Genomic DNA, 23,329 nt, shown 5'->3' with positions numbered 1-23,329 from the left:
AGCGGAGCCTGCGAGCGTATGAGCGAGGGGGCACCCGGCTTCTGCCGTCGTGCTCGGTCTCGCGCGGCTCACTTCTCGCGGTCGAGGTCGTCCTCCTCCTCGTCCTCGTCCTCGTCGTCGTCTTCGAGGTCGTCCGCGGCATGCGCCTGCTGCGCATCCCGCGTGCCGCGCTTGGCTTCGGCGGCGCGGGCTTCCTTCTCGGCGATCCTGGCTGCTTCAGCGGCTTCGGCGGCGACGGTCCACTCCTCGAACTCAACCGGCGTCTCCAGCGTGATGCGCCCGAGCTGCCCCTGACGCAGGTCGTACAGCAGGACCTCGGCGGCCTTCTGCATGTTGATGCGCCCCCCGGAGAGCACCGCGCCGCGCCGCTTGCCGATCAGCTGCAGCACCTCGCCGTCGAGCAGCGAGGCGTCGGGCTCGAGCTGGTAGCGGCTCTTCAGCGACTGCGGGTAGTAACGGCGCAGATAGCCGAGCAGGTCCAGCGCCACCACCTCCTCCTCGAAGGCGTTGCGGCCGATCGCACCGCTGGCGGCGAGGTTGATGCCCGCTTCCGGCACACGGATCTTGGGCCACAGCATGCCCGGCGTGTCGAACAGGTAGACACCCTTGTCGAGCAGGATCTTCTGCTCGATCTTGGTGATGCCAGGCTCGTCGCCGGTGGCCGCGGCGCGCTTGCCGACCAGCGTGTTGATCAGGGTCGACTTGCCGACGTTCGGGATGCCGCAGATCAGCACGCGCAACGGCTTGTCCAGCCCGCCGCGGTGAGGCGCCAGCGCCCGGCACTCGGCCGCCATCATCTTCGCCAGGCCGGGCTGGCCCTGGTGGATCGCAACGGCCTGCGTGTCCGGCTGCGCGCGATAGAACGCCAGCCACTCCGCCGTGCGGGCCGGATCGGCCAGATCCTGCTTGTTGAGCAGCTTCAGCGCCGGCCGGCCCTGCGTGAGCTGCGCGAGCAGCGGATTGGCGCTGCTCGCGGGCACGCGGGCATCGAGCATCTCGATGACCACGTCGATCCCGCTTTTCATGCGCTCGCGGATCGCGCCCCGGGTCTTGTGCATGTGCCCGGGAAACCATTGAATCGCCATGGGGGCGATTGTCCGCGATCCGGGAAGCAGCTTTCCACCTGCGTCTTCTCAGCGCTTGGCCGCCAGTGCATGAGGCCTTGACGGCGAGCGTCAAAACCTCAAGCACAGCCGTCCCTGAACCAGCGGCGGCCTGCCCTCAGTTCGAGGCAGTCGCCGGACGCAGCTCGACGATGGTCGGTGCGCCGTCGCGTGACTCGATGCGGACCTCCACCTTGTCGCCGACCTTGATCGCGGACAGCTGCGCCGCGCTGACGACGCCGGGCGCCAGCCGGAACGGCATCGTCATGCCCGGCATGTCGAGGTGGCGGATGTCGCCGTGCTTGAGCGTGAGCTTCTGCTGCGCGGCATCGACGCGACGGACCTCGGCCGGGATCCAGTCCTGCGAAGACGGCGTCGCGGCGTCGGTCGCCTGCGCGTGCTGTTCATGGCCTTCATGCGAATGCTCCTGCGCGCGGACCGGCAAAGCGGCAGCGGTCAGGACAACGACGAGGGCGGCGAAAGTGGTGTGAATGCGGTTCATGATGATGACTTTCAGAATTCGTGAATGTGGGGGGCGTCGGAGCTCAATGCCCCTGATGTCCGTGTCCATCGGGCTTGCGGACGCGCAACGGTTCCGCGGCGGGAGCGGCGGCAGGCTTCGGAGCGGGGGCGATCGGCGCGCCGGCCGGTGCCGCCACGGGGCGGGCGACCGTGCCCGCCGGAGCCGCGTACCAACCCGGATCGCCGTAGTCGCCGGGCCTCTGGTCCTTGCGCACCTTGATCACGCTGAACATGCCGCCCATCTCGAGCGAGCCGTGGGGCCCCTGCCCGGTCATCATCGGCACGGTGTTCTCGGGCAGCGGCATCTCCATCTCGGCCATGTCGGCCATGCCGCGTTCGCCCATCGCCATGTAGTCCGGGATGACCTTGTTGATGCGCGACGCGAGACCGCGGTGATCCACGCCGATCAGCGTGTCCACCTCATGCCCCATCGCGTTCATCGTGTGATGGCTCTTGTGGCAATGGATCGCCCAGTCGCCGGGCTCGTCGGCGAGGAACTCGACCTGCCGCATCTGCCCCACCGCGACGTCGGTCGTGACCTCCGGCCAGCGCGCCGTCTTCGGCACGGGGCCGCCGTCCGTGCCGGTGACCTCGAACTCGTGCCCGTGCAGATGGATCGGGTGATTGGTCATCGTCAGGTTGCCGACGCGGATCCGCACCCGGTCGCCCTGGCGCACGTTGAGCGTGTCGATGCCGGGGAAGACGCGGCTGTTCCAGGTCCACAGGTTGAAGTCGGTCATCGTCATCGTGCGCGGCGTGTAGCTGCCGGGATCGATGTCGTAGCTCGACAGCAGGAAGCAGAAGTCGCGCTGCACCTCGGCGATCTGCGGATGCCGGCCCTTCGGATGCGTGACCCAGAAGCCCATCATGCCCATGGCCATCTGCGTCATCTCGTCGGCGTGCGGGTGGTACATGAAGGTGCCGGGACGCCGCGCGACGAACTCGTAGACGTAGGTCTCGCCCGGCTTGATCGCCGGCTGGGTCAGGCCCGACACGCCGTCCATGCCGTTGGGCAGCCGCTGGCCGTGCCAGTGCACGCTGGTGTGCTCGGGCAGCTTGTTGGTCACGTAGATGCGGACGCGGTCGCCCTCGACGACCTCGATGGTGGGACCGGGCGACTGGCCGTTGTAGCCCCACAGGTGCGCCGTGCACCCGGGCGCCAGTTCGCGCAGCACCGGCTCGGCAACGAGGTGGAACTCCTTGACGCCGTCGCGCAAGCGCCAGGGCAGCGTCCAGCCGTTGAGCGTGACGACCGGGTTGTAGGGCCGGCCGTTCGGCGGCACCAGCGGCGGGGCCGTCTCGGCGTTGTCGCGCAGGGCGGGCTCGGGCAGCGCCGCCATGGCGACGCGCGAGACCCCGCTCGCGTTCACCGCGCCGGCAGCGCCGAGCGCCGCACCAGCGGCCGCTCGGGCGAAGAGGTTTCTCCGGGAAATCATCGGAAGGTCCTTTCGATGCCGCGCGCTCAGTGCGCGGCGCCGCCAGCGGCTTCAGGCGCGCCGGCGGTCGATGAAGAAGAAGAAGAGGAGGCCGCGGTGGCGCCGTCGCGCAAGGGGCCGAGCAGGCTCTGCGACAGCTCGGATTCCGCGAGCCAGAAGTCGCGCTGCGCGTTCAGCGTCGCGGACACGGCGCGTGCCTGCGCGCGCGCGTCGGCGAGCAGGTCCATCACGCCGATCAGCATGCCGTTGTAGCGGAGCAGGGTCTCGTCGGAGACCTGCCTGGCCAGCGGCAGCACATCGTCGTGATGGCGCCGCGCGATGCGCCAGGCGGCCTCGGCGCGCGCACGCGCGACGCGCACTTCGGAACGCGCCTCGATCGCGATCTGCGCGGTCCGTTCCAGCGATTGGCCGTAGGCCTCGCGAGCACCGGCGACACGCGCCTGACCCCAGTCGAACAGCGGCAGCTCGACGCTGAGCTCGACGCCGCGTTGCGTCGGCTCCTCGTTGCTGCTGTTGCGTTGCAGACCGAGTTCGAGCACGTTGACCCGGCCGGTCCGGCGCGTGAGCCCCAGTTGCGCGGCCAGTTGCTCCGACTCGCGCTTCGCCGCCAGGATGTCCAGCCGTTGCGCGACGGCCTGGCGTTCGACGTCGTCCGCGGTCCGGAAATCGGCGGGCACGTCCGGCAGGCGCTCGGGCAGTTTCAGCGCGGCAAGGTCGTCACCCCACAGACCGATCGCGCGGATCAGCGCCTCGCGGTCCCCCTCGGCCTGCAACTGCGCCTGTTCCAGCGCGAGCTGCGCCTCGGCGAGCACGCTGCGCTCGCGAGCGAGTCGCAACGCGCTGACGTTGCCGGCCTGGCGCATCCGCAGCGCGAGCTCGGCGCCTGCCGACGCCGAGTCGAGCACCGTCCGCGCATGCCGCAGTTGCTCCTGCGACGCGACCGCCTGGATCCAGCCGCGGCGTGCCTGGCCGGCGACGTCGAGCAACTGCTGCGCGACGCGGGCCTGCTCGCGTTCGAGTGCCCGGGCGCCGGCGTCCTGGCGGGCACCGCGGCCCAGCAGGCTCAGCAGGTTGAACTGGAGGCCGCGTTCGATCTCGCGTTCGTCACCCCGGACCAGCCGGCCGATGTTGAGCACCGGATTCGGCCAGAGCAGCGTCTGCACGCGCTCCGCTTCCGCCATGCCGAGGCCGTACAGCCCGGCCTGCAAGCCGCGGTGATTGAGCAGCGCCAGCTGCACCGCGCCCTGCGCGTCGAGCGGTTGCGCGAGCAGCGCCTCGGTGCGCGCGCGCGCGGCGGCGCGTTGATCGTCGGAACGCTGCAGGGGCAGGTCGGCACCGAGCCAGTCGCGGCTCTTCTGCTGGACGGGCGCGGCGGCCTGCTCCGGCGACAGCGAGGCGCAGGCCGACAGCGTGAAGGCCACCGCCAGTGCCAACAGCCGCGGCGTATACCGGCCTTCGGGTCGACCGGAGGTCATCGTGGAGGACATCGGACGCTCCTCAATGGTGATGATGGCCGCCGGCCGGCGCCGAGGCGGCCTGGCTCTCACGCAGCAATGCGCGCCAGCCGCCGGCGTCGAGCACGCGACGGTTGGCCTGGCGCCAGTCGCCGACGCCGGGATCGACGACCGCGGCGCTCGATGCGGCGGCGGGAGGCTTGGGTCGCGGCGGGGCGGCGCCCTGGCGCGCGTCGGCGGGATCGGGCGGCGCGGCCATGGCGGCGCCCAGGCACATCGTCAGCGCGAGTGCGGGAATGAAACGAGAAGACATGGCTTCCTCGCGGATGAACAGGATCGATGCCGATCCGCTGCGAAGGCGCAGACGGATGACGGCTCGGACGGCGCCTCGTCCAGGACGGGCGCCGGCGTTCAGGCGAGGAAGGCTTTGGGAGGCCGCTCAAGCGGCTGGGGAGACTGCTCGGGCGCACCGTGGGCGTCGAGCGAGGGCGCGGCGTCGCGCAGGTCGTGCGCGGCCGGTGTCAGCGGGGCGACCGGCATCGCGGCGCCGATGCAGCACTGCAGGCAGATGCCGCAATGATGATCGGAGGTGGACGCATGATCCGCGCCGTCGTCCTGCCACGCAGCGTGGCCCGTCGCGGTCATGCCGGCGTGGTCCATGCCGGGCATGTCCTGCGACATCCCCGCCATGGCGGACAGGTCGTGACCCATGTCCTCGCAGTCGCTCGGCATCGTCATCACGGCCGCGCCCGCGTTCGACGGCATCAGCGCCATGCCGATGCCCATCGTCGCGGCCAGCGCGCCCTGCAACGGCAGGGTCAGGCTCAGCAACGCGAGCACCAGCCAGCGGCTCCAGAGGAGCCGGCGCGGACCGGGTGCGTTCAGGCGGGACATGGGGCAGGAGTGTAGGACAGGTCGAGTGGAGCCGTGTGAACACTGAGGAAGCTCCGCTTACCCCAGAACGTGCCCCATGAACCCTCTTCGTCCCGAATCCACTCATCCTCATCCCGACTTCGGCGACCTGGACAGGTCGGCATCGACCCTGCCGTCGTCGTTCGCGCCGACCGCCTCGTCCTGCCAGGCCGGATCGGAGCCCGGCGTCCGTCCGCTTTCGGCGAGCGACGTCTTTGCTCGATGGGCGGGCACCGCTGCGCCTGCGGAAATCGCCGGCACGGTCAGAACGGATGGACGCGGCCAACTGCGTCACTTGTTGGGTCGGCAACTGCAGGCGGGCGATCCCCGGGCATCGATCGCGGCGCTGGGGCCGATGGCCGAATTGCACTCCGGCACTCGCATTGCATGGCGACGCCTGAATGCGGCGGGCGTGCCGGAACTGCTGGATCAGATTCGCGCCACCGCCGGCGCAAGCTGTCCGCCCATCTCTGCAGCCACCGCCGCCGAGATCTGCCAGCTGGTCGACCGCGTGATGCGAGACGACCTCACTGCGGCCCTGGCGGCCGCACACGCGCGGCCACAACCCGACGCCTTACCGGCACGACGGGTGATGTTGCTGGTGGAAGTGCTCCAGGCCGCCAGGGAGATGCCTCAATCCTGCCTGCCGCGCCCCGCCTCGCCGGATCCGTCGGACTCCCCTCCGACGTCATCGATCTCGAGCCTGTCGTCGATCGACAGCCTGCAGACGCCTGAGAGCACGCCGGGCACACCCTTCACCTCGGGCCGGTCCTTGCCGTCGCCCGGCGCCGTCTGGCCAACGATCGATGGGATCGATCCCGTGACGTCCCCCGGACCGATCCCTGAGGGACCGCTTAGGACACCCGGCGCGGGATTGAACATCCCCTTCTTCGAACGCCTGCTGAGCGACATCGAGACGCCGGATCCCGACGGCGACGACGGGCGTTCGACGTCCGGGCGGGTCGCCGATCAGCACACTTCGTCGAGACCACCGTCACTGGTCGTACGCCGCCAGGCGACAGGCCTCGCCCCGTTGATGACCAGCGGTCGCAGCCCGCGGGAGTCGCACGTCGCGTCCGAGGTCGACCTGCCCTCGCTCGAATCCGTGCAATGGCTGCCGTCGACCAACCTGCTGTCGCTCGACAGTCCCGGCTCAGCCTTGGACCTCGCCGTCATCCCGCGCTCGCTCGACGGTCCGGCGTCACTGCGCGCGCACCTGGCGTCCCTGGATCGCAGACTGATCACCGCAGCGCACGAATGGCTGCGCGCGCAGGCCTTTGCCGTCCTGGACGATCTGGTCGACGACCCGACTGCCACCCCGTCACCGGAGCAGATGTCGCTGTTGCGTCTGGCGACGCATGGCCACCTGCGCATGACACGGGTGGCGCACGCCCCGGCCGTGGCGGGACTCAGCGGTGCACCCCTGTCGCGCTACACCGGTGACATCGAGACCCCGCCGCACTCGTCGCGTGGGCTCGTCAGGCGCAGGGCCGTGAAGGCGTGCGTCGGGAACGTTGGGTGGAACTGCTTTGCGAGAGGGCGGCCAACCCGGACGGACGGATCCTGCTGTCCGCCCCCATGCTGCGTCGCGGTTGCGCGCTGCCCCCGATGAACGCGCTGTTGAAGCTGGTGCCGCCGGACAGCCTGAACGATCGCGGCACGCTGATCTGGCGCGGCGAACGGCTGCACGCCAGCGATGGCATGGCCAAGCTGCTGGACCGTCTGGGCGTCCGTCACATCGACATCGCGACGCCACCGCTGTCGCATTCGACGCTCCCCTCGAGCCTGCGTGACGCCGACATCTCCGTCGTCACGCTGCACCACACGCACGAACTGGCACCCGCGGACCTGGCGAGGCGAATCGGCCACCTGAGCGGCGCACTGCCGTCGCTCTATCTGATCCGGCTGCCGGAGCGCGGCCGGTCGCTGCCGCCCGACGCCCTTCCACCCGATTGGACCTCCGGCGTCGAGGGGGTGCTGTTCCACCGCCGTCGCAACGCCAATCGGCAGCGCCTGGAACCGATCCGGGCGCTGTGGCCGGAAGGCCGGCTCCCGCCCGCGCTGCGGGCGCGCGCCGTCAACGTCCTGCCCGACGGCGAACCGGTGCTGGATTACATCGCCAACGTGCGTCAGCTGCGCGCGGTGGTCGGGGAATTCAGCGCCAGGGACATCGCCTTCTGCGCCCACCTGGCCACCATCGTCGACGGACTCGCCACCGATACCGACTTCGCGCGCCGCTGCCGCGCCATGGTCGAACAGCCGGTCGGCCCTTGCGTGGACGCCGGCATGCTGACCTTGTCGGCCATGTCAGCGATGCGGGATGCGACGGAGGCGAGCTCGTTGTCTGAAGTGGCCGGCAATGCCTTCGTCCAGGCCTGCCTCGCGCGCGTCGACGCGGATTGCGTACAGCGCCAGCCCGATTTCGACGAGGTGCTCGAGGAGGCCATGGTGCTGCGCTGGCACGTGTCGCGGGTGCTCGCCGGACTGCTGGGCGCCGATCGGGTCCGCGTCGCCGACAAGCCGGTCTTCGGCGCTGTCGGCGCGGGCGACGACTGGAACTCGGCGACACGCAGCGAGAAGTTCCAGGAGGCGGCGCTCGCGCTGGTCACCGCCGAGTCCGATGACGACTGCCCCGGCGTCGTGCTTCTCCTGTCGGTCGAGAACGATCCGCTGGGCGACATGCTGCAGTCCCGCGTCGACCAGGAACCCGCTTGCAGGGCCCTGCGCGAGGCCAGACAGGAAGTGCTGAGGGACTACGAACGCCTGCAGGAGGAGGGCGAGGACGGGGGCGAGGACGAGGCGCTGCAAGCGGCCACCTTCGAAAAGCTGAAGGCGATCGACGCGGCCCTCCACCAGACCCGCCTGGATACGCTGCTCCCGGAACTGAGGCACATCCGGGCCAGACTCGCGACCGACGTCGTGACCGAGCCGCCGACCAAGCGACAACGCATGATGTGACGCCCGGGGCCGGATCGACACAGGAGCGGGCACGTGCCTGGGGATTCGATGCTGAAGACGCCGCCTGCCGGCTGCAAAAGACAAGGGCCGCTTGCGCGGCCCTTCGGTGACATCGAGCGGCCGGCCCAGGGGACCGGCGACGGCGATCAGTCCTCGTTCTTGAACACGAGCTTGACCTCGTGCGTTTCCTTCTGGCCGCTGGGCTCGAACTTCCAGTCCATCAGCGCGCGGGTCACGGCCTTGTCGAACACCTTGCGGGGTTCGGCTTCCAGGATCTCGACGCCCGAGACCTTGCCATCCGGCTCGATGTTCATCTTGGCGCGCACGGAGCCTTGCGAGATCGACTGGCGGGCGGCCTCGGCCGGGAACTCCGGCGGCACCTTCTTGACGATCTTCGGCGTGGCATGGGCGCCGGCGGCCAGGACCAGCGCGGCGGCCAGGCCCAGCAGGGTGCGGGAAACGGTGGTGGTGAGATGCTTGCTCATGGGGGACCTCGTACGTCTTGGATGAGGAAAACGGGTTTCCGGTAGGAACTGGGGATTCAGGAGGCGGCGCGCGCGGTGCTGAAGAAGCCCACGGCCTGCACCAGGCGCGAGCTGCTGTCGCGCAGCGAGTCGGTCGAGCGGGTCAGTTCGTCCACCAGCGTGGTGTTCTGCTGCGTCGCGCGGTCCAGCTCGTTCATCGCGTTGTTCACGACGCCGACGCCGGCCGCCTGCTCCTGGGCCGAGTGCGAGATCTCCTCGATCAGCTGGCCCATGTTGTTGACCTCGTCGACGACCGAGCGGATGGTCGCGCCGGCGTTGTTGACCAGGGCGGTGCCGTTCTCGACCTTGACGGACGATTCCTGGATCAGCACCTTGATCTCCTTGGCGGCCTGCGCCGAGCGCGAGGCCAGCGCCCGCACTTCCGACGCCACCACCGCGAAGCCCTTGCCGTGCTCGCCGGCACGGGCCGCTTCCACGGCGGCGTTCAGCGCCAGGATGTTGGTCTGGAAGGCGATGCCGTCGATGACGCCGATGATGTCGCCGATCTTGCGCGAGCTCGCGCTGATCTCTTCCATCGTCGACACGACCTGGCTCACCACGGTGCCGCCGGCCGAGGCCGACTGGCGCGCCTTGGTCGCGATGCTCGCGGCCTTGCGGGTCAGCTCGCTGGCGCCGTTCAGGTTGGAGGCGATCTGCTCGACCGACGCGGCGGTGTTCTGCAGGCTCTCGGCGGAACGCGCGGTGCGGTCCGACAGATCGACGTTGCTGCCGGCGATCTCGTTGGAGTTCTGGGCCACTTCGCCGGCCGCCGAGCTGACGCTGGCGACGACGCCGGACAGCGCGGTCTGCATGTCGCGCATGGCGTGCAGCATCTGCGCCAGTTCGTCGGAGCCTTCGACCTCGATGTGCTGCGACAGGTCGCCGGAGCTGATCGCCTGGGCGGCGTCCTTGGCCTTGCGGGCCGGCACGATGATCGAGCGGGCGATCGTCAGGCCGCCCACGCTGCCGATGATCACGGCGATCACCACCAGGATGCCGGTGATGACGATCGACTGGTTGGCCAGCTTGGCGCCGCCTTCGGCGAGATCCCGGCCGTTGGCGAACTGCAGGTCGACCAGGCTCTTGAGCGTGTCCTGGTAGTCCTTCTGCGCGGGACGCACGTCCTTGATCAGCGCTTCGCGGGCTTCGTCGGGGCTGCCGTCCTGCTGGACCTTCAGGAACTTCGACACCGCGTCGACGAACTTGGTCTGGGCATCGCGCACCTTGGCGGCGAGTTCCTTGTCCTTGGCGTCGGAGACCTTGCCGTCGAGTTCGGTCAGCTGCTTCTGGCCGTCTTCGAGGGCAGCGGCGATGTCGGCCTTCTGGCGCTTGATCGCGTTGGCGGTGTCCAGCAGCAGCAGGTCGCGCGAGGCGCGGGCGATGACGTTGACGTCGCTCTCCAGCGCGTTGGCCAGCGCGATCTTCACCAGGCTGGAATTGGCCGTCGTGCTCAGGTCATGGGACAGGCGGCTGGCGTTGTGGGCGCCGAAGGCGCCGATCACGACCAGCAGCAGGATCAGCAGCGCGTAGCTCAGCGTCAGGCGCTGGCCGATACGCAGGCGGGACAGAAACGACATCGATTCCCTCGCAACGATTGAGTTGTTTGAATGGCCGACCGCGGCGAGCTTCGAGCGCTCGTGGCGCCGCCGTGCGGACCGACCATCGGCTTCGGCGCGATCATCGTTGGACTTGATTCAGGGAATCCATGGCCTGTTCGAGGCCCCGTGAATTCTGACGCGTCACTTGCAACTGAATGAAAACGGCCGTCCGAACCACTTGGTAGAAGCCCTAATGAGCCGCTCGGCGGGGTTTCATGATTCCTGCATATTCCTGCGCAGGACGTCGGCGCGGAGCACGTACCCGCGCAGTAACCGCGGGCGTCCGGGTCCGGCAAGGGTCAGGCCTTGCCTGGCGTCGGCGGCGCCGCCTCGGGCAGCGATGCGGCGTCCGTGTCGAGGACCTCGACACGATTGCGCCCGCCCTCCTTCGCCCGGTACATCGCCGCGTCCGCGCGACGCAGCACGTCCTCGATGCCCGGATCGCTGTCGCGCAGCACGGTGACGCCGATGCTGACGGTGTACGCGACCGACGCCGCGCCGCCATCCTTCGGGTCGATCGCCACCGGCGTGGCCGCGATGCGCTCGCGCAGCCGTTCCGCGAAACGGCGAGCGCCGGGCAGGTCCGTGTGGGCGAGCCCGATGACGAATTCCTCTCCGCCGAAACGCCCGGGCAGATCCACGTCGCGCGAGGACGCCTTCAGCACCTGCGCCAACGAACGGATCACTGCGTCCCGGCCGCGTGGCCGTGACGATCGTTGACCTGCTTGAAGTGGTCGATATCGAGCATGAGCAGCGCGGACGGCGTCCGGTAGCGCCGCACCGTGCGCAGCAAGGCGCGCAGGCCCTCCTCCGTCGCCATGCGGTTGGCCAGGCCGGTGAGCCCGTCGGTGCGCGAGCGCTGCTCCAGTTCCGCGTTCACCCGCGCCAGTTGCGTCACGAGCGCCTCGGTCGAGCGCAGCCAGCGAGAGAGCGCCTGGTAGCCGAACTGGGCGACGAACAGCACGATCAGCGTGAAGACCCAGAAGAACACCCAGGCCGTGCTGAGCATGACTCGGGAGGCTTCATCCAGCTTCGCCCAATCGTGGCTGCCCAGCGCGGTCCGGAGCTGCAGCGAGCCCAACCCAAGACTGACCAGGCCGTAGCCCTGCACCGCCAGCACGATCGAGAACAGCAGGCCCAGGCCCATCGCCCGCCGGCCGGTGGGTGGCGGCGTGAACAGCACCGGCCGCGCCGCGATCCACCGTGACAGGCGGGGCCAGGTCAGCGCCATCAAGGGTCCGCCGAGCAGGACGCTCTGCAGGAACGCGCCCAGCCACCAGCCTTGCCAGATCGGCAGCTGGCGATGCGCGGGGAGGTCGTGGCTGAAGTTCCAGATCAGCGCGCCCGAGGAGCTGAACACCGCCGCGACGAAGCACAGCGGCACGAAGAACAGCCAGGCGCGCAGGCTGCCCAGCCCGCGCGGGGCGTCGACGGCACGGTAGCCCAGCGCCAGCACGCCCAGCCCCAGCGGATTGGCGCAGGCGAACAGTGCCGCCCAGGGCGTCGTCATGCCGGCGGCCAGCGCCAGGACGAAGGTCGCCAGCCAGGCCGGCACGGCCCCCCACCGCCAGCCGAAGCACAGCGTCCACCACAGGCACAACGGAACCGGGGGATAGAAGGTCAGGAACGCGTTGGCGCCGCCGAGGTCGACCGGGATGCCGGACCAGCCTTCGCGGATCGTGACGAGTCCGAGCACGACGCACGCGGCGATCGTGGCGAGCCAGCCGCCGAGCAGCCACGCGCGCTCCGCCGTACGCCCCTCGCGCCACAGCGCCCGGACAGACAGGCTGCCCGGCGTCTGGGGTACCAGCTCTGCGGGGCGCTGCGGCGCATCCATTCAGGCCGCCGGGGGAGACGGATCGGACGGAGGCTCCGGTCTGGGACGCGCGCCGAAGATCGCCGAGCCGACGCGCACCATCGTGGCGCCCTCGAGGATCGCGGCGTCCATGTCGGCGCTCATGCCCATGCTGAGCGTGTCCAGGCCCAGGCCGAGGTCCCGGTTCAACGTGGCCATCAACCCGGCGAGCGCGCGGTGCGGCCGGCGCTGATCCTCCAGCGTGGCCGCCGGCTCGGGGATGGCCATCAACCCCCGCAGCCGCAGCGCCGGCAGCGCGGCGACGGCCCGGGCCACGCCGGCGACCTCCGCCGGTGCCAGGCCGCTCTTGCTGTCCTCGCCGCTGATGTTGACCTGCAGGCAGACGTTCAGGGGCGGCAGGTCCTTGGGCCGCTGTTCCGCCAGCCGCTGGGCGATCTTGAGGCGGTCCACGCCGTGCACCCAGTCGAAGCGCTCGGCCACGACGCGGGTCTTGTTGCTCTGCAGCGGGCCGATCAGGTGCCATTCGACCTGTCCGCGCAGATCGGCCAGGGCGTCGATCTTGTCGACGCCCTCCTGGACGTAGTTCTCGCCGAAGCGGCGCTCCCCCGCCTCGAAGGCCTCTCTCACATCCGGGGCCGGGAAAGTCTTTGTTACCACCAGCAGCGTGACGCTGTCGACAGGCCGCGACGCCTGCTGGCAAGCCCTCTCAATGCGGCCATGGAGCTGTTGTATGTTCTCGGAGATCGTCGCCATAATCGCCCACGCTTTTCCTCATCCCATGGACATCACCCAACTGCTGGCATTCTCGGTCAAGAACAAGGCCTCCGACCTTCACTTGTCCGCCGGGCTGCCCCCCATGATCCGCGTCCATGGCGACGTGCGCCGCATCAACGTCGAAGCGCTCGAGCACCGACAGGTGCACGACATGGTCTACGACATCATGAGCGACGCCCAGCGCAAGGCCTACGAGGAGACGCTGGAAGTCGACTTCTCGTTCGAGATCCAGGGCCTGGCGCGCTTCCGCGTCAACGCGTTCAACCACAACCGCGGCGCCGGGGCGGTGTTCCGGACGATTCCGAGCAAGATCCTGACGCTCGAGCAGCTGAACTGCCCGAAGGTGTTCACCGAGCTGGCGATGAAGCCCCGCGGCATGGTGCTGGTGACGGGACCGACCGGTTCAGGCAAGAGCACGACGCTGGCCGCGATGGTCAACCACCTCAACGAGAACGAGTACGGCCACATCCTGACCGTCGAGGACCCGATCGAATTCGTCCACGAATCCAAGAAGTGCCTGGTCAACCAGCGCGAGGTGGGTCCGCAGACGCTGAGCTTCTCCAACGCGCTGCGCTCGGCGCTGCGCGAGGACCCGGACTGCATCCTGGTCGGCGAAATGCGCGACCTGGAAACCATCCGCCTGGCGCTGACCGCCGCGGAAACGGGCCACCTGGTCTTCGGCACGCTGCACACGTCGTCGGCCGCCAAGACGGTGGACCGGATCGTCGACGTCTTCCCCGCCGCCGAGAAGGACATGGTCCGCGCCATGCTGTCCGAGTCGCTGCAGGCGGTGATCTCGCAGACGCTGTGCAAGACCAAGGACGGCAACGGCCGGGTCGCGGCGCACGAGATCATGCTGGGCACCTCGGCGATCCGGAACCTGATCCGGGAGAACAAGGTCGCGCAGATGTACTCGTCGATCCAGACGGGCAACAACCTGGGCATGCAGACGCTGGACCAGAACCTCACCGACCTGGTCCGCCGCAACATCATCTCGCCGGCCGAGGCTCGCGCGAAGGCCAAGATGCCTGAGAACTTCCCGGGCTGAGCGGGCCGGCCGCCACCACAACGACAAATCGACCGGGCGCGGGCGGGTGACCGCCACGCCCCGGCACACAGGACAGGACGCCGCCATGGAACGCGATCAGGCCACCAAGTTCATCAACGACCTGCTTCGCCTGATGGTGTCGCGCAAGGGCTCCGACCTGTTCCTGACGGCGGAGTTCCCGCCGGCGGTCAAGGTCGACGGCAAGGTGACCAAGGTGTCGCCGCAACCGCTGACCGGCCAGCACACGCTGCAGCTGGCGCGGGCCATCATGAACGACAAGCAGGCGGCCGATTTCGAACGCACCAAGGAGTGCAACTTCGCGATCTCGCCGCAAGGCATCGGCCGCTTCCGCGTCAACGCCTACATCCAGCAGGGCCACGTGGCGCTGGTGCTGCGGACGATCCCGCAGACGCTGCCAACCGTCGAGTCGCTGGAACTGCCGCACATCCTCAAGGACGTGGTGCAGACCAAGCGCGGCCTGGTGATCCTGGTGGGCGCGACCGGTTCGGGCAAGAGCACCTCGCTGGCGGCGATGGTGGACCACCGCAACCAGACGACCTACGGCCACATCATCACGATCGAGGACCCGGTCGAGTTCGTGCACCCGCACAAGAACTGCATCGTCAGCCAGCGCGAGGTCGGCCTCGACACCGAAGGCTGGGAGCAGGCGCTGAAGAACACGCTGCGCCAGGCGCCGGACGTGATCCTGATGGGCGAGATCCGCGACCGCGAGACGATGGAGCACGCGGTGGCCTTCGCTGAAACGGGTCACCTGTGCATGGCCACGCTGCACGCCAACAGCGCCAACCAGGCGCTGGACCGGATCATCAACTTCTTCCCGGAAGAGCGGCGCGCGCAGCTGCTGATGGACCTGTCGCTCAACCTGAAGGCGCTGGTGTCGCAGCGGCTGCTGCCGCGCCAGGAAGGCAAGGGCCGGATCGCCGCGGTCGAGATCCTGCTGAACACGCCGCTGATCAGCGACCTGATCTTCAAGGGCGAGGTGGGCGAGATCAAGGAGATCATGAAGCGCTCGCGCGAGCTCGGCATGCAAACCTTCGACCAGGCGCTGTTCGATCTCTACGAGATGGGCAAGGTGACCTACGAGGACGCGCTGCGCAACGCCGACTCCGTGAACGACCTGCGCCTGCAGATCAAGCTCAACAGCGAGCGGGCGCGCAGCGGCGATCTGTCGTCGGGCACCGAGCATCTGACCATCGTCTGAAGCGTTCCGAGCCCGATGGAAGGGCCACAATCACGCGGTCTTCAACACCCCGTGACAGGTCCTTCCATGAGCAGCATCGGCCAGCGTTCGTACGAATCGACTCCGTCCCTCCGCGTGTCCTTCCTGGGACTCGGCGTGATGGGCTTCCCGATGGCAGGCCATCTGGCCAAGGCCGGCCAGCAGGTCACGGTCTACAACCGGTCGCCCGCGAAGGCGCAAGCCTGGACCTCCGAGTTCGGCGGCCAATCCGCCGCGACGCCGCGTGAAGCGGCCAAGGACGCGGACATCGTCTTCTGCTGCGTCGGCAACGACGCCGACCTGCGCTCGGTCGTGCTGGGCCCCGACGGCGCCTTCGCCGGCATGAAGCCCGGCGCGGTCTTCGTCGACCACACGACGGCCTCGGCCGAGGTCGCCCGCGAGCTCTTCGCCGAAGCAGGGAAGCTCGGCCTCCACTTCATCGACGCCCCCGTCTCCGGTGGACAGGCCGGCGCGGTCAACGGCGCGCTGACGGTCATGTGTGGCGGCGAGGAGTCCGTGTTCGACAAGATCCGCCCCTACGCGATCCACTTCGCCAAGGCGGTCACCCGCGTCGGCGACGCCGGCGCCGGACAGCTCGCCAAGATGGTCAACCAGATCTGCATCGCCGGCATCGTCCAGGGACTGTCGGAAGCCATCGCCTTCGGACAGAAGAGCGGCCTGCCCATGCCGCTGGTGCTCGACGTCATCGGCAAGGGCGCCGCGCAGAGCTGGCAGATGGACAACCGCGGCAAGACCATGGTCGAAGACAAGTTCGACTTCGGCTTCGCCGTGGACTGGATGCGCAAGGACCTCGGACTGGTGCTCGACGAAGCCCGCCGCAATGGCGCCCGGTTGCCGCTGACGGCGCTGGTCGACCAGTTCTATGCGGATGTGCAGGAGATGGGCGGGAACCGCTTCGATACGTCGAGCTTGATCAAGCGCCTGCGCTGATCGCCAGGACGCTGTCGGTCGGCACGCCAAGCGCGGGCTCTCCACGACGCAAGGGGCATCCCTCCGGGAACCCCTCGCATCATTCCGGCCCCACCATCACTGGCTGACCACGGCTCCGCTCGACACCCCGCCGCCCAGCACCTTGTAGAGCTGGACCTGGTTCTGCAGTTGCGCGAGGCGCACCTGCAGCGCCGCCTGTTGAGCAGCGAAGGTCGCGCGTTGCGCGTCCAGCAGATCCAGGCTCGACGCCGCACCGTTGCGGAAGCTCAGGTCGACCAGCTCCAGACGGGTCGCTTCCGCGGCCGCCTGCGCATCCTGCGCGCGCAGTTGCTCGTCGAGCGTCGCGCGGCCGGCCAAGGCATCGGCCACTTCGCGGAACGCCGTCTGCACGACCTTCTCGTACTGGGCGACCGCGATCTCGCGGTTGGCCTTGGCCGCATCGACGTTGTTGCGCACGCGCCCCGCGTCGAAGATCGGCATCAGCGCCGAACCCGCGATGCTCCACGCGCTCTGGCTGAACAGGTCACGCAATGCGCTGCTCGCCGTGCCCACGCTGCTCGTCAGCGTGATGCTCGGGAAGTAGGCCGCCCGCGCAACGCCGATGTTGGCTTCGGCCGCCACCAGCTGCTGCTCCGCCTGGACCACGTCAGGCCGGCTCACCAGCACCTGCGACGGCATGCCCGCCAGCAGCGCGCCCATGGTCTGGTCGCTCAGCGGCCTGGACTGCGGCAGCGAATCCGGCACCCCCTGCCCCACCAGCAGCGTCAACGCGTTCAGGTCCTGCTGGCGCGTGCGCTCGGCCTGGGCCAAGGTGGCACGCGCCGATTCGTACGACGACTTCGCCGTGCTCAGGTCGAGGTTGGACGCGGCACCGTTGTCGAACTTCAGCTGCATCAGCTTCAGGCTGTCCTCGCGCGTCGACAGCGTCTGGCGCGTCAGCGCCAGCAGTTCCTCGTCGGCCTGCACCGCCAGGTAGGCCGACGCGACGCCGGCCACCAGGCTGATCTGCGCCGACCGCGCCGCCTCGCCCGTTGCCAGGTACTGCGCGAAGGACGCGGCACTCTGGTTCTTGACGCGGCTGAACAGGTCGATCTCGTACGAGGTGATCTGCAGACCCGCCTGGTAGGCGTTGACGATGCGGCTGTCGCCGTTGGACGTGGTCTGCGGGCCGCGCGACGCCGAGAGCCCGGCGTTGACCGTCGGCCAGCGGCTCGCCGCCGTGACGTTGGCCTGCGCGCGTGCGACGTCGACGTTCAGCAGCGCGATGCGCAGGTCGCGGTTGTTCTTCAACGCGAGGTCGATCAACTGCTTGAGCCGCTCGTCACGGAAGAACTGCTGCCATTGCAGCTCGGTCGCCGCCTTGGCGTCGGTCGACTCGGCGCCCGGGCCTTGCGGCCACTGCGGCGCCACCGGCGCGTCCGGACGCTTGTGGTCCGGCGCGAGGTTCACGCAGCCGGTCAGCAGCGCCACGGTCGCGGCCGCGGCGGCCATCACGGAAAGTTTGCTCTTCATCATGCTCAGACTCCGTCCGCGTTCTTGGCGGCCGCGATGGCCTTGGTCGGATCCGGACCGTCCAGTTCGTGGGCGTACAGCTTGTTCTGGCGGTCGCTGCCCTTGAAGAAGCGGCGCACGACCAGGAAGAACACCGGCACGAACACCACCGCCAGCAAGGTCGCGGTGACCATGCCCGACAGCACGCCGGTGCCGATGGCGCGCTGGCTCGCCGAGCCCGCGCCACTCGCGAAGAACAGCGGCGTGACGCCCAGGATGAAGGCCAGCGAGGTCATGATGATCGGACGGAAGCGCAGGTGCGCCGCCTCGAGGATCGACTCGACCAGCCCCTTGCCCTGCGCCTGCAGGTCCTTCGCGAACTCGATGATCAGGATCGCGTTCTTCGCCGAGAGGCCGATGATCGTGATCAGGCCGACCTTGAAGTACACGTCGTTGGGCATCTCCCGGAAGGTGGCGCCCAGCAGCGCGCCCAGCAGACCGAGCGGCACCACCAGCATCACCGACAGCGGGATCGACCAGCTCTCATACAGCGCCGCCAGGCAGAGGAACACCGCCAGCAGCGAGAACGCCAGCAGGATGCCGGCCTGCGAGCCCGACAGCTGTTCCTCGCGCGACAGGCCCGTCCACTCGTACCCGATGCCGGGCGGGAGCTTGGCGATCATGGACTCGAGTTCCTTCATCGCCTGACCCGTCGAGGCGCCGGCTGCCGCGTCGCCGGCGAGGCGCATCGCCGGATAGCCGTTGTAGCGGGTGGCCTGCATCTGGCCGGTGATCCAGTGGCTCGACGCGAAGGCCGACAGCGGGACGTTGGCGCCCTGCGCGTTGGTCACGTTGATGGACAGCACGTCTTCCGGCGTCATGCGCTTGGGCGCATCGGCCTGCACCACGACACGCTGCATGCGGCCGCTGCTCGGGAAGTCGTTGACGTAGGTCGAGCCCAGCTGGATGCCTAGCGTGCGCGCGATCGTGTCGTAACCGATGCCCAGCGCCTGCGCCTTCTCGCGGTCGATGTCGATCTGCAGCTGCGGCGCGTCTTCGAGGCCGTCCGGCCGCATGCCGGTGATCAGCTTGCTCTTCTGCGCCATGCCCATCAGCTGGTTGCGCGCGTTGAGCAGCGCCTCGTGGCCGAGGCCGCCGCGGTCCTGCAGGCGCAGCGCGAAGCCGGTGGCCGTGCCCAGTTCCGGGATCGGGGGCGGCGACAGCGGGAAGATGAACGCGTCGCGCACGCCCACCATCATCGCGCCCATCACGCGGCCGGCCAGCGCCTGCGCGCTGTGCTCCTTGCCGCCGCGCTCCTCCCACGGCTTCAGCGGCACGAACACCAGCGCGGCGTTCTGGCCCTGGCCCGAGAAGGAGAAGCCGATCACGCCGATCGTGTCGGCCACTTCCGGCTGCTTGTGCAGGAAGCTCTCGACGGCGGCGACGGCCTGCTCGGTCCGGTTGGACGTCGCGCCCGGCGGCAGCTGCACGTTGACGATCAGGTAACCCTGGTCTTCGTTGGGCAGGAACGAGGTCGGCATGCGGATGTACAGCCAGCCGACGACGGCCACGATCGCGGCGAACGCCACCATCATGATGCCGCCGCGCTTGAGCAGCCTGGACACCCAGCCTTCGTAGCCCTTGGCGGTGCGGGAGAAGCCGCGGTTGAACCAGCCGAAGAAGCCGCGCTTCTCGTGGTGGTGGCCGGCCTCGACCGGCTTGAGCAGCGTGGCGCACAGGGCCGGCGTCAGCGACAGCGCCATCAGCGCCGACAGCGCCATCGACGCCACCATCGCCAGCGAGAACTGGCGGTAGATGTTGCCCACCGAGCCCGAGAAGAACGCCATCGGCACGAACACCGCGATCAGCACCGTGGTGATGCCGATGATGGCGCCGGAGATCTGGCCCATCGCCTTCTTCGTCGCTTCACGGGGCGACAGGCCCTCCTCGCTCATGATGCGCTCGACGTTCTCGACGACCACGATCGCATCGTCGACCAGGATACCGATCGCGAGCACCATGCCGAACAAGGTCAGCACGTTGATCGAGAAGCCCAGCGACAGCATCACCCCGAAGGTGCCGAGCAGCGCCACCGGCACCACCAGCGTGGGGATCAGCGTGTAGCGCCAGTCCTGCAGGAACAGGTACATCACCAGGAACACCAGCACGATCGCCTCGATCAGGGTCTCGACCACCTGGGAGATCGAGATCTTCACGAACTTCGACGAGTCGTACGGGACCGTGTAGACGACCCCGGCGGGGAAGAACTTCTGCAGCTCCTCCATCCGCTTCTTGATCGCATTGGCGGTGCCCAGCGCATTGCCGGTGGGCGACAGCTGCACGCCGATGCCGGTCGAGGGCTGGCCGTTCAGTCGCGTGTAGGTGGCGTAGCTCTGGCCGCCCAGCTCGATGCGGGCGACGTCCTTCAGCAGCACCTTGGAGCCATCGGTGTTGGCGCGCAGCACGATCTTCTCGAACTGCGCCTTGTCCTCGAGCTGACCCTTCACGACGATGGTCGCGGACATGGTCTGGCTGGAGGTGTTCGGGCGGTCGCCCAGCACGCCGGCCGGCACCAGCGCGTTCTGCGCGCCGACGGCCGCGCTCACCTCGGCGGGGCTGAGGTTGTACGACTGCATCTTGGCCGGATCCAGCCAGATGCGCATCGCGCGCTCGGACCCGAACAGCTGGGCCTGGCCGACGCCGGGGATGCGCTGGATTTCAGGAACGATGTTGCGGGCGGCGTAGTCGCCCAGCGCGATCGGGTCCATCGAGCCGTCCTTGGACGCCATCGTCACGAACAGCAGGAAGTTCGAACGCGACTTGTCGACGCGCACGCCCTGTTGCGTGACCGCCGCCGGCAGGCGCGGCGTGGCGCGCGAGAGGCGGTTCTGGATCTCGACCTGCGCCAGGTCGATGTTGGTGCCCGATTCGAAGGTGACCGTGATCGAGCCGGTGCCGTTGGCCTGGCTGATCGATTCCATGTAGGCCAGTCCGGGCGCGCCGTTGAGCTCCTGCTCGATGACGGAAACGACCGCCTCGTCCAGCGTCTTGGCCGAGGCGCCGGGATACGCCACCGAGATCACCAGCGAGGGCGGCGCCACGGTCGGGTACTGCGCCACCGGCAGCTGGGTGATCGCCACCCCGCCGAAGACCAGGATGAACAAGGCGATCACCCACGCGAAGATGGGGCGATCAATGAAGAAACGTGCCATGTCTTGGATCCTTCCTGAGCGTCAGGCGCTCAGCGGCTCGCCGCGGCCGAGGCCGCGGGCGCTGCGCCGGAGGCGGCGCTGGCCGGGTTGAACGGCACCGGATTGACCGGCGCGCCCGGCACGAACATCTTCTGGAAGCCGTCGGCGATGACCTTCTCGCCGGCCTTCAGGCCGTCGAGCACCACCCACTGGTTGCCGATGGCATTGCCGATCTTGACCTTGCGCGGCGCGGGCTTGTTGTCGGGTCCGACCACCAGCACGGTGTCGCCGGTCGAGCCGCGCGTCACCGCCTGCTGCGGCAGCAGGATCGCCGACGGCAGCTCCGCCTGCGCCACGCGCACGCGGACGTACTGGCCGGGCAGCAGGGCGCTGTCGGGGTTCGGCACTTCGGCGCGCAGCGTGACCTGGCCCGAGGTCGGATCGACCGTCAGGTCCGTGAACAGCAGCTTGCCGGTCCGCGGGAGCACGGTGCCGTCGTCGCCGACGATTTCCACCTGTGCGGCGTTCGTGCCCGCGCTGCGGAGCTGGCCGGCCGCCAGCGCGCGGCGCATCGCCTGCACCTCGTTGGCCGACTGCGTGAAGTTCACGTAGACGCTGCTGACCTGCTGGATCAGCGCGAGCTGCGTGGCGTCCGACGCGCCGACCAGCGCGCCTTCCGTCACCAGCGCGCGGCCGATGCGGCCGGCGATCGGGGCGTAGACATGGGCGTAGTCCAGGCTCAGCTTGGCCGTCACCGCGGCCGCCTTGGCGGCGGCCACGTCGGCCGCGGCGGCCTTGGCGGTCGCGACCGAGGTGATGTATTCCTGCTGGCTGATCGCCTTCGCGTCGGCCAGCGGCTTGTTGCGCGCGGCCTGCGCGGCGGCCTGGGCTTCATTGGCCTGCGCCTTGGCCACGTTGGCATTGGCGCTGTCGAGCTGCGCCTGGTACGGCGCCGGATCGATCAGGAACAGTGCCTGACCGGCCTTCACTTCGGAGCCTTCGGTGAACAGGCGCTTGAGGATCACGCCATTGACCCGGGCGCGGACCTGGGCGGTGCGCAGTGCCTCGACGCGGCCCGGCAACTCGGTCTGCAGCGCCACCGCCTGCTGACCCACCGTCACCACGCCGACGTTGGCCGGGGGCATGCCGCCGCCCGGCGCACCGGCGGCCTTTTCGTCCTTGCCGCACGCGGTCAGCACGGCCGCGATCGAAATCACCAGCGGCAGCAGATACAGCATGCGTGCGCCGGCCTTCAGGACCGGGCGCTCCGACCCCGGCGTTGCTCTTGTCAGAGGGGTAGAGATCACGATGGGATTCCTCTCGAAGTACAGATTCGCAGATTCAGATGGTCGGCCCGGCTCGAACAGCCGGGCGGACGGGGCAAACCGCGGCCCTACCGCCACGACGTACGGCATCGGTACGGTTCGACCAAAGTGGCGCAGTATATACATACATTCATGCATGTATGTTTCTGCCATGTGCTCCTACAATCGGAACATGGCTCGTCGAACCAAACAGGAAGCCCAGGAAACCCGCGCCCGTCTGCTGGACGCCGCGGAACAGCTTTTCCATGAGCGCGGCGTCTCCCGCACCTCGCTGCAGGACATCGCGCAGGCCGCCGGCGTGACCCGCGGGGCCGTGTACTGGCACTTCGAGGACAAGGTCCAGCTCTTCAACGCGATGATGGAACGCGCCACCATGCCGTTGGAGGAAGACTTCGAGGCGTCGGTGTCCCCCGGACCGGACCGTCCATTGGACGATCTGCGGCTGAGATTGATGAACGTCATGCACTGCGCGGCGTTCAATGCCCGCACCCGCCGCGCCTTCGAGATCGCCAACCTGCGTGTCGAGTTCGTCGGCGAGATGGCGTCGATCCGCGGCCGCAAGGTCGCCGCCCACCGGGAATGGACCGCCCACAACCGGGAAGCCTTCGAGCGCGCCAAGGCGCTCGGCCAACTGCCCCAGGACGTCGATGCCCACCAGGCGGCCATCGGGCTGATGGCGCTGATCGGCGGGCTGCTGCATCACTGGATCCTGGATCCGGAGGCCTTCGACCTGATCGTGGTCGGCCAGGCCCGGCTGGAGCATTACCTGTCCTCGCTGACGGTCGTGGTGCCGAACCGCTTCCCGCCGCTGACCGCCGCCGAGCGTGGCGCGCTGGGCCGGCAGCCGGTCTGCGACGCGAGCCGCGGCCACGACCTGCCCGGTCACGGCCACGCGGCCGACGATGCGGAACATGGCGGCGACGATGGCGTCCGGCGTACCGCCGACCCCGCCACGCCCCGAGACTGACGCCTATTCCGTTGGAAAG

At 68.9% G+C, this 23,329-nt stretch carries 18 protein-coding genes and 1 pseudogene; 6 read left to right on the top strand and 13 right to left on the bottom strand.

The window, feature by feature from the left end:
- Positions 1–68 precede the first annotated feature (68 nt).
- From ylqF to ACFJIX_RS11245, 6 genes are all read right to left on the bottom strand, one after another.
- A complete protein-coding gene (ylqF, locus tag ACFJIX_RS11270) occupies positions 69–1,085 on the bottom strand; it encodes a ribosome biogenesis GTPase YlqF (RefSeq protein WP_377160019.1) in 1,017 nt (338 codons plus the stop codon).
- Between the two features lie 136 nt (positions 1,086–1,221).
- Complete coding sequence (locus ACFJIX_RS11265; protein WP_377160017.1) at positions 1,222–1,605, bottom strand: copper-binding protein; 384 nt, start codon at positions 1,603–1,605, stop codon at positions 1,222–1,224.
- Between the two features lie 43 nt (positions 1,606–1,648).
- Positions 1,649–3,061 carry a multicopper oxidase family protein gene (locus ACFJIX_RS11260; protein WP_377160015.1) on the bottom strand — a complete coding sequence of 471 codons (1,413 nt, stop codon included), beginning with the start codon at positions 3,059–3,061 and terminating at the stop codon, positions 1,649–1,651.
- Positions 3,062–3,087: 26 nt separating this feature from the next.
- Positions 3,088–4,548, bottom strand: coding sequence for a TolC family protein (locus ACFJIX_RS11255; protein ID WP_377160013.1), 1,461 nt, complete (start codon positions 4,546–4,548; stop codon positions 3,088–3,090).
- Between the two features lie 10 nt (positions 4,549–4,558).
- Positions 4,559–4,828, bottom strand: coding sequence for a hypothetical protein (locus ACFJIX_RS11250; RefSeq protein ID WP_377160011.1), 270 nt, complete (start codon positions 4,826–4,828; stop codon positions 4,559–4,561).
- A 98-nt stretch (positions 4,829–4,926) separates the two neighbouring features.
- Positions 4,927–5,409 carry a hypothetical protein gene (locus ACFJIX_RS11245; protein WP_377160009.1) on the bottom strand — a complete coding sequence of 161 codons (483 nt, stop codon included), beginning with the start codon at positions 5,407–5,409 and terminating at the stop codon, positions 4,927–4,929.
- A gap of 76 nt (positions 5,410–5,485) precedes the next feature.
- On the opposite strand from ACFJIX_RS11245, the gene ACFJIX_RS11240 reads away from it, so the two are divergent.
- The gene (locus ACFJIX_RS11240; RefSeq protein ID WP_377160007.1) at positions 5,486–7,039 is read left to right on the top strand and encodes a hypothetical protein; all 1,554 of its coding nucleotides are present in this window, start codon (positions 5,486–5,488) and stop codon (positions 7,037–7,039) included.
- On the top strand, positions 7,006–8,385 hold the full coding sequence (locus ACFJIX_RS11235) for a hypothetical protein (RefSeq protein ID WP_377160005.1): 1,380 nt from the start codon (positions 7,006–7,008) through the stop codon (positions 8,383–8,385). Before ACFJIX_RS11240 ends, ACFJIX_RS11235 begins: the two co-directional genes overlap by 34 nt.
- 146 nt (positions 8,386–8,531) lie before the next feature.
- Here ACFJIX_RS11235 and ACFJIX_RS11230 read toward each other — a convergent pair whose 3' ends face one another.
- The 4 genes and pseudogenes from ACFJIX_RS11230 to ACFJIX_RS11215 form a co-directional block, all read right to left on the bottom strand.
- Positions 8,532–8,870, bottom strand: a complete 339-nt coding sequence (locus ACFJIX_RS11230) for an energy transducer TonB (protein ID WP_331613150.1) — start codon at positions 8,868–8,870, stop codon at positions 8,532–8,534.
- A 56-nt stretch (positions 8,871–8,926) separates the two neighbouring features.
- Complete coding sequence (locus ACFJIX_RS11225; protein WP_377160002.1) at positions 8,927–10,486, bottom strand: methyl-accepting chemotaxis protein; 1,560 nt, start codon at positions 10,484–10,486, stop codon at positions 8,927–8,929.
- 320 nt (positions 10,487–10,806) lie between these two features.
- Positions 10,807–11,327 (bottom strand): annotated as a pseudogene (locus tag ACFJIX_RS11220) (GGDEF domain-containing protein).
- Between the two features lie 1,017 nt (positions 11,328–12,344).
- Positions 12,345–13,076: a YggS family pyridoxal phosphate-dependent enzyme gene (locus ACFJIX_RS11215; protein WP_377160000.1), complete on the bottom strand. Its 732-nt coding sequence runs from the start codon at positions 13,074–13,076 to the stop codon at positions 12,345–12,347.
- A gap of 25 nt (positions 13,077–13,101) precedes the next feature.
- Here ACFJIX_RS11215 and ACFJIX_RS11210 point away from each other — a divergent pair, with 25 nt between their 5' ends.
- From ACFJIX_RS11210 to ACFJIX_RS11200, 3 genes are all read left to right on the top strand, one after another.
- The gene (locus ACFJIX_RS11210; RefSeq protein WP_377159998.1) at positions 13,102–14,145 is read left to right on the top strand and encodes a type IV pilus twitching motility protein PilT; all 1,044 of its coding nucleotides are present in this window, start codon (positions 13,102–13,104) and stop codon (positions 14,143–14,145) included.
- Positions 14,146–14,230: 85 nt separating this feature from the next.
- Complete coding sequence (locus ACFJIX_RS11205) at positions 14,231–15,367, top strand: PilT/PilU family type 4a pilus ATPase (RefSeq protein ID WP_088407837.1); 1,137 nt, start codon at positions 14,231–14,233, stop codon at positions 15,365–15,367.
- A gap of 66 nt (positions 15,368–15,433) precedes the next feature.
- Entirely contained in the window at positions 15,434–16,336 is a 903-nt protein-coding gene (locus ACFJIX_RS11200) for an NAD(P)-dependent oxidoreductase (protein WP_377159996.1), read from the top strand.
- A 96-nt stretch (positions 16,337–16,432) separates the two neighbouring features.
- Here ACFJIX_RS11200 and ACFJIX_RS11195 read toward each other — a convergent pair whose 3' ends face one another.
- From ACFJIX_RS11195 to ACFJIX_RS11185, 3 genes are read right to left on the bottom strand one after another with little or no spacing between them, the layout of a single operon-like run.
- Positions 16,433–17,851, bottom strand: a complete 1,419-nt coding sequence (locus ACFJIX_RS11195; protein ID WP_377159994.1) for an efflux transporter outer membrane subunit — start codon at positions 17,849–17,851, stop codon at positions 16,433–16,435.
- 2 nt (positions 17,852–17,853) lie between these two features.
- Positions 17,854–21,039, bottom strand: a complete 3,186-nt coding sequence (locus ACFJIX_RS11190; protein ID WP_377159992.1) for an efflux RND transporter permease subunit — start codon at positions 21,037–21,039, stop codon at positions 17,854–17,856.
- A 29-nt stretch (positions 21,040–21,068) separates the two neighbouring features.
- Positions 21,069–22,256 (bottom strand): efflux RND transporter periplasmic adaptor subunit, encoded by a 1,188-nt coding sequence (locus ACFJIX_RS11185; protein WP_377161718.1) that lies wholly within the window; start codon positions 22,254–22,256, stop codon positions 21,069–21,071.
- 259 nt (positions 22,257–22,515) lie between these two features.
- Here ACFJIX_RS11185 and ACFJIX_RS11180 point away from each other — a divergent pair, with 259 nt between their 5' ends.
- Positions 22,516–23,310: a TetR family transcriptional regulator gene (locus ACFJIX_RS11180; RefSeq protein WP_377159991.1), complete on the top strand. Its 795-nt coding sequence runs from the start codon at positions 22,516–22,518 to the stop codon at positions 23,308–23,310.
- Positions 23,311–23,329: the final 19 nt, after the last annotated feature.

Source organism: Roseateles sp. UC29_93 (assembly GCF_042695725.1).
In the GTDB taxonomy this organism is placed as follows: domain Bacteria; phylum Pseudomonadota; class Gammaproteobacteria; order Burkholderiales; family Burkholderiaceae_C; genus Roseateles; species Roseateles noduli_A.
This window is presented reverse-complemented; position numbering and strand designations above follow the sequence as displayed.

What these genes read in the sequence shown, in the direction of transcription:
- ylqF (WP_377160019.1), bottom strand. Translation starts at nt 1,085, where the DNA reads ATGGCGATTCAATGGTTTCCCGGGCACATGCACAAGACCCGGGGCGCG.
- ACFJIX_RS11265 (WP_377160017.1), bottom strand. Translation starts at nt 1,605, where the DNA reads ATGAACCGCATTCACACCACTTTCGCCGCCCTCGTCGTTGTCCTGACC.
- ACFJIX_RS11260 (WP_377160015.1), bottom strand. Translation starts at nt 3,061, where the DNA reads ATGATTTCCCGGAGAAACCTCTTCGCCCGAGCGGCCGCTGGTGCGGCG.
- ACFJIX_RS11255 (WP_377160013.1), bottom strand. Translation starts at nt 4,548, where the DNA reads ATGTCCTCCACGATGACCTCCGGTCGACCCGAAGGCCGGTATACGCCG.
- ACFJIX_RS11250 (WP_377160011.1), bottom strand. Translation starts at nt 4,828, where the DNA reads ATGTCTTCTCGTTTCATTCCCGCACTCGCGCTGACGATGTGCCTGGGC.
- ACFJIX_RS11245 (WP_377160009.1), bottom strand. Translation starts at nt 5,409, where the DNA reads ATGTCCCGCCTGAACGCACCCGGTCCGCGCCGGCTCCTCTGGAGCCGC.
- ACFJIX_RS11240 (WP_377160007.1), top strand. Translation starts at nt 5,486, where the DNA reads ATGAACCCTCTTCGTCCCGAATCCACTCATCCTCATCCCGACTTCGGC.
- ACFJIX_RS11235 (WP_377160005.1), top strand. Translation starts at nt 7,006, where the DNA reads ATGCTGCGTCGCGGTTGCGCGCTGCCCCCGATGAACGCGCTGTTGAAG.
- ACFJIX_RS11230 (WP_331613150.1), bottom strand. Translation starts at nt 8,870, where the DNA reads ATGAGCAAGCATCTCACCACCACCGTTTCCCGCACCCTGCTGGGCCTG.
- ACFJIX_RS11225 (WP_377160002.1), bottom strand. Translation starts at nt 10,486, where the DNA reads ATGTCGTTTCTGTCCCGCCTGCGTATCGGCCAGCGCCTGACGCTGAGC.
- ACFJIX_RS11215 (WP_377160000.1), bottom strand. Translation starts at nt 13,076, where the DNA reads ATGGCGACGATCTCCGAGAACATACAACAGCTCCATGGCCGCATTGAG.
- ACFJIX_RS11210 (WP_377159998.1), top strand. Translation starts at nt 13,102, where the DNA reads ATGGACATCACCCAACTGCTGGCATTCTCGGTCAAGAACAAGGCCTCC.
- ACFJIX_RS11205 (WP_088407837.1), top strand. Translation starts at nt 14,231, where the DNA reads ATGGAACGCGATCAGGCCACCAAGTTCATCAACGACCTGCTTCGCCTG.
- ACFJIX_RS11200 (WP_377159996.1), top strand. Translation starts at nt 15,434, where the DNA reads ATGAGCAGCATCGGCCAGCGTTCGTACGAATCGACTCCGTCCCTCCGC.
- ACFJIX_RS11195 (WP_377159994.1), bottom strand. Translation starts at nt 17,851, where the DNA reads ATGATGAAGAGCAAACTTTCCGTGATGGCCGCCGCGGCCGCGACCGTG.
- ACFJIX_RS11190 (WP_377159992.1), bottom strand. Translation starts at nt 21,039, where the DNA reads ATGGCACGTTTCTTCATTGATCGCCCCATCTTCGCGTGGGTGATCGCC.
- ACFJIX_RS11185 (WP_377161718.1), bottom strand. Translation starts at nt 22,256, where the DNA reads ATGCTGTATCTGCTGCCGCTGGTGATTTCGATCGCGGCCGTGCTGACC.
- ACFJIX_RS11180 (WP_377159991.1), top strand. Translation starts at nt 22,516, where the DNA reads ATGGCTCGTCGAACCAAACAGGAAGCCCAGGAAACCCGCGCCCGTCTG.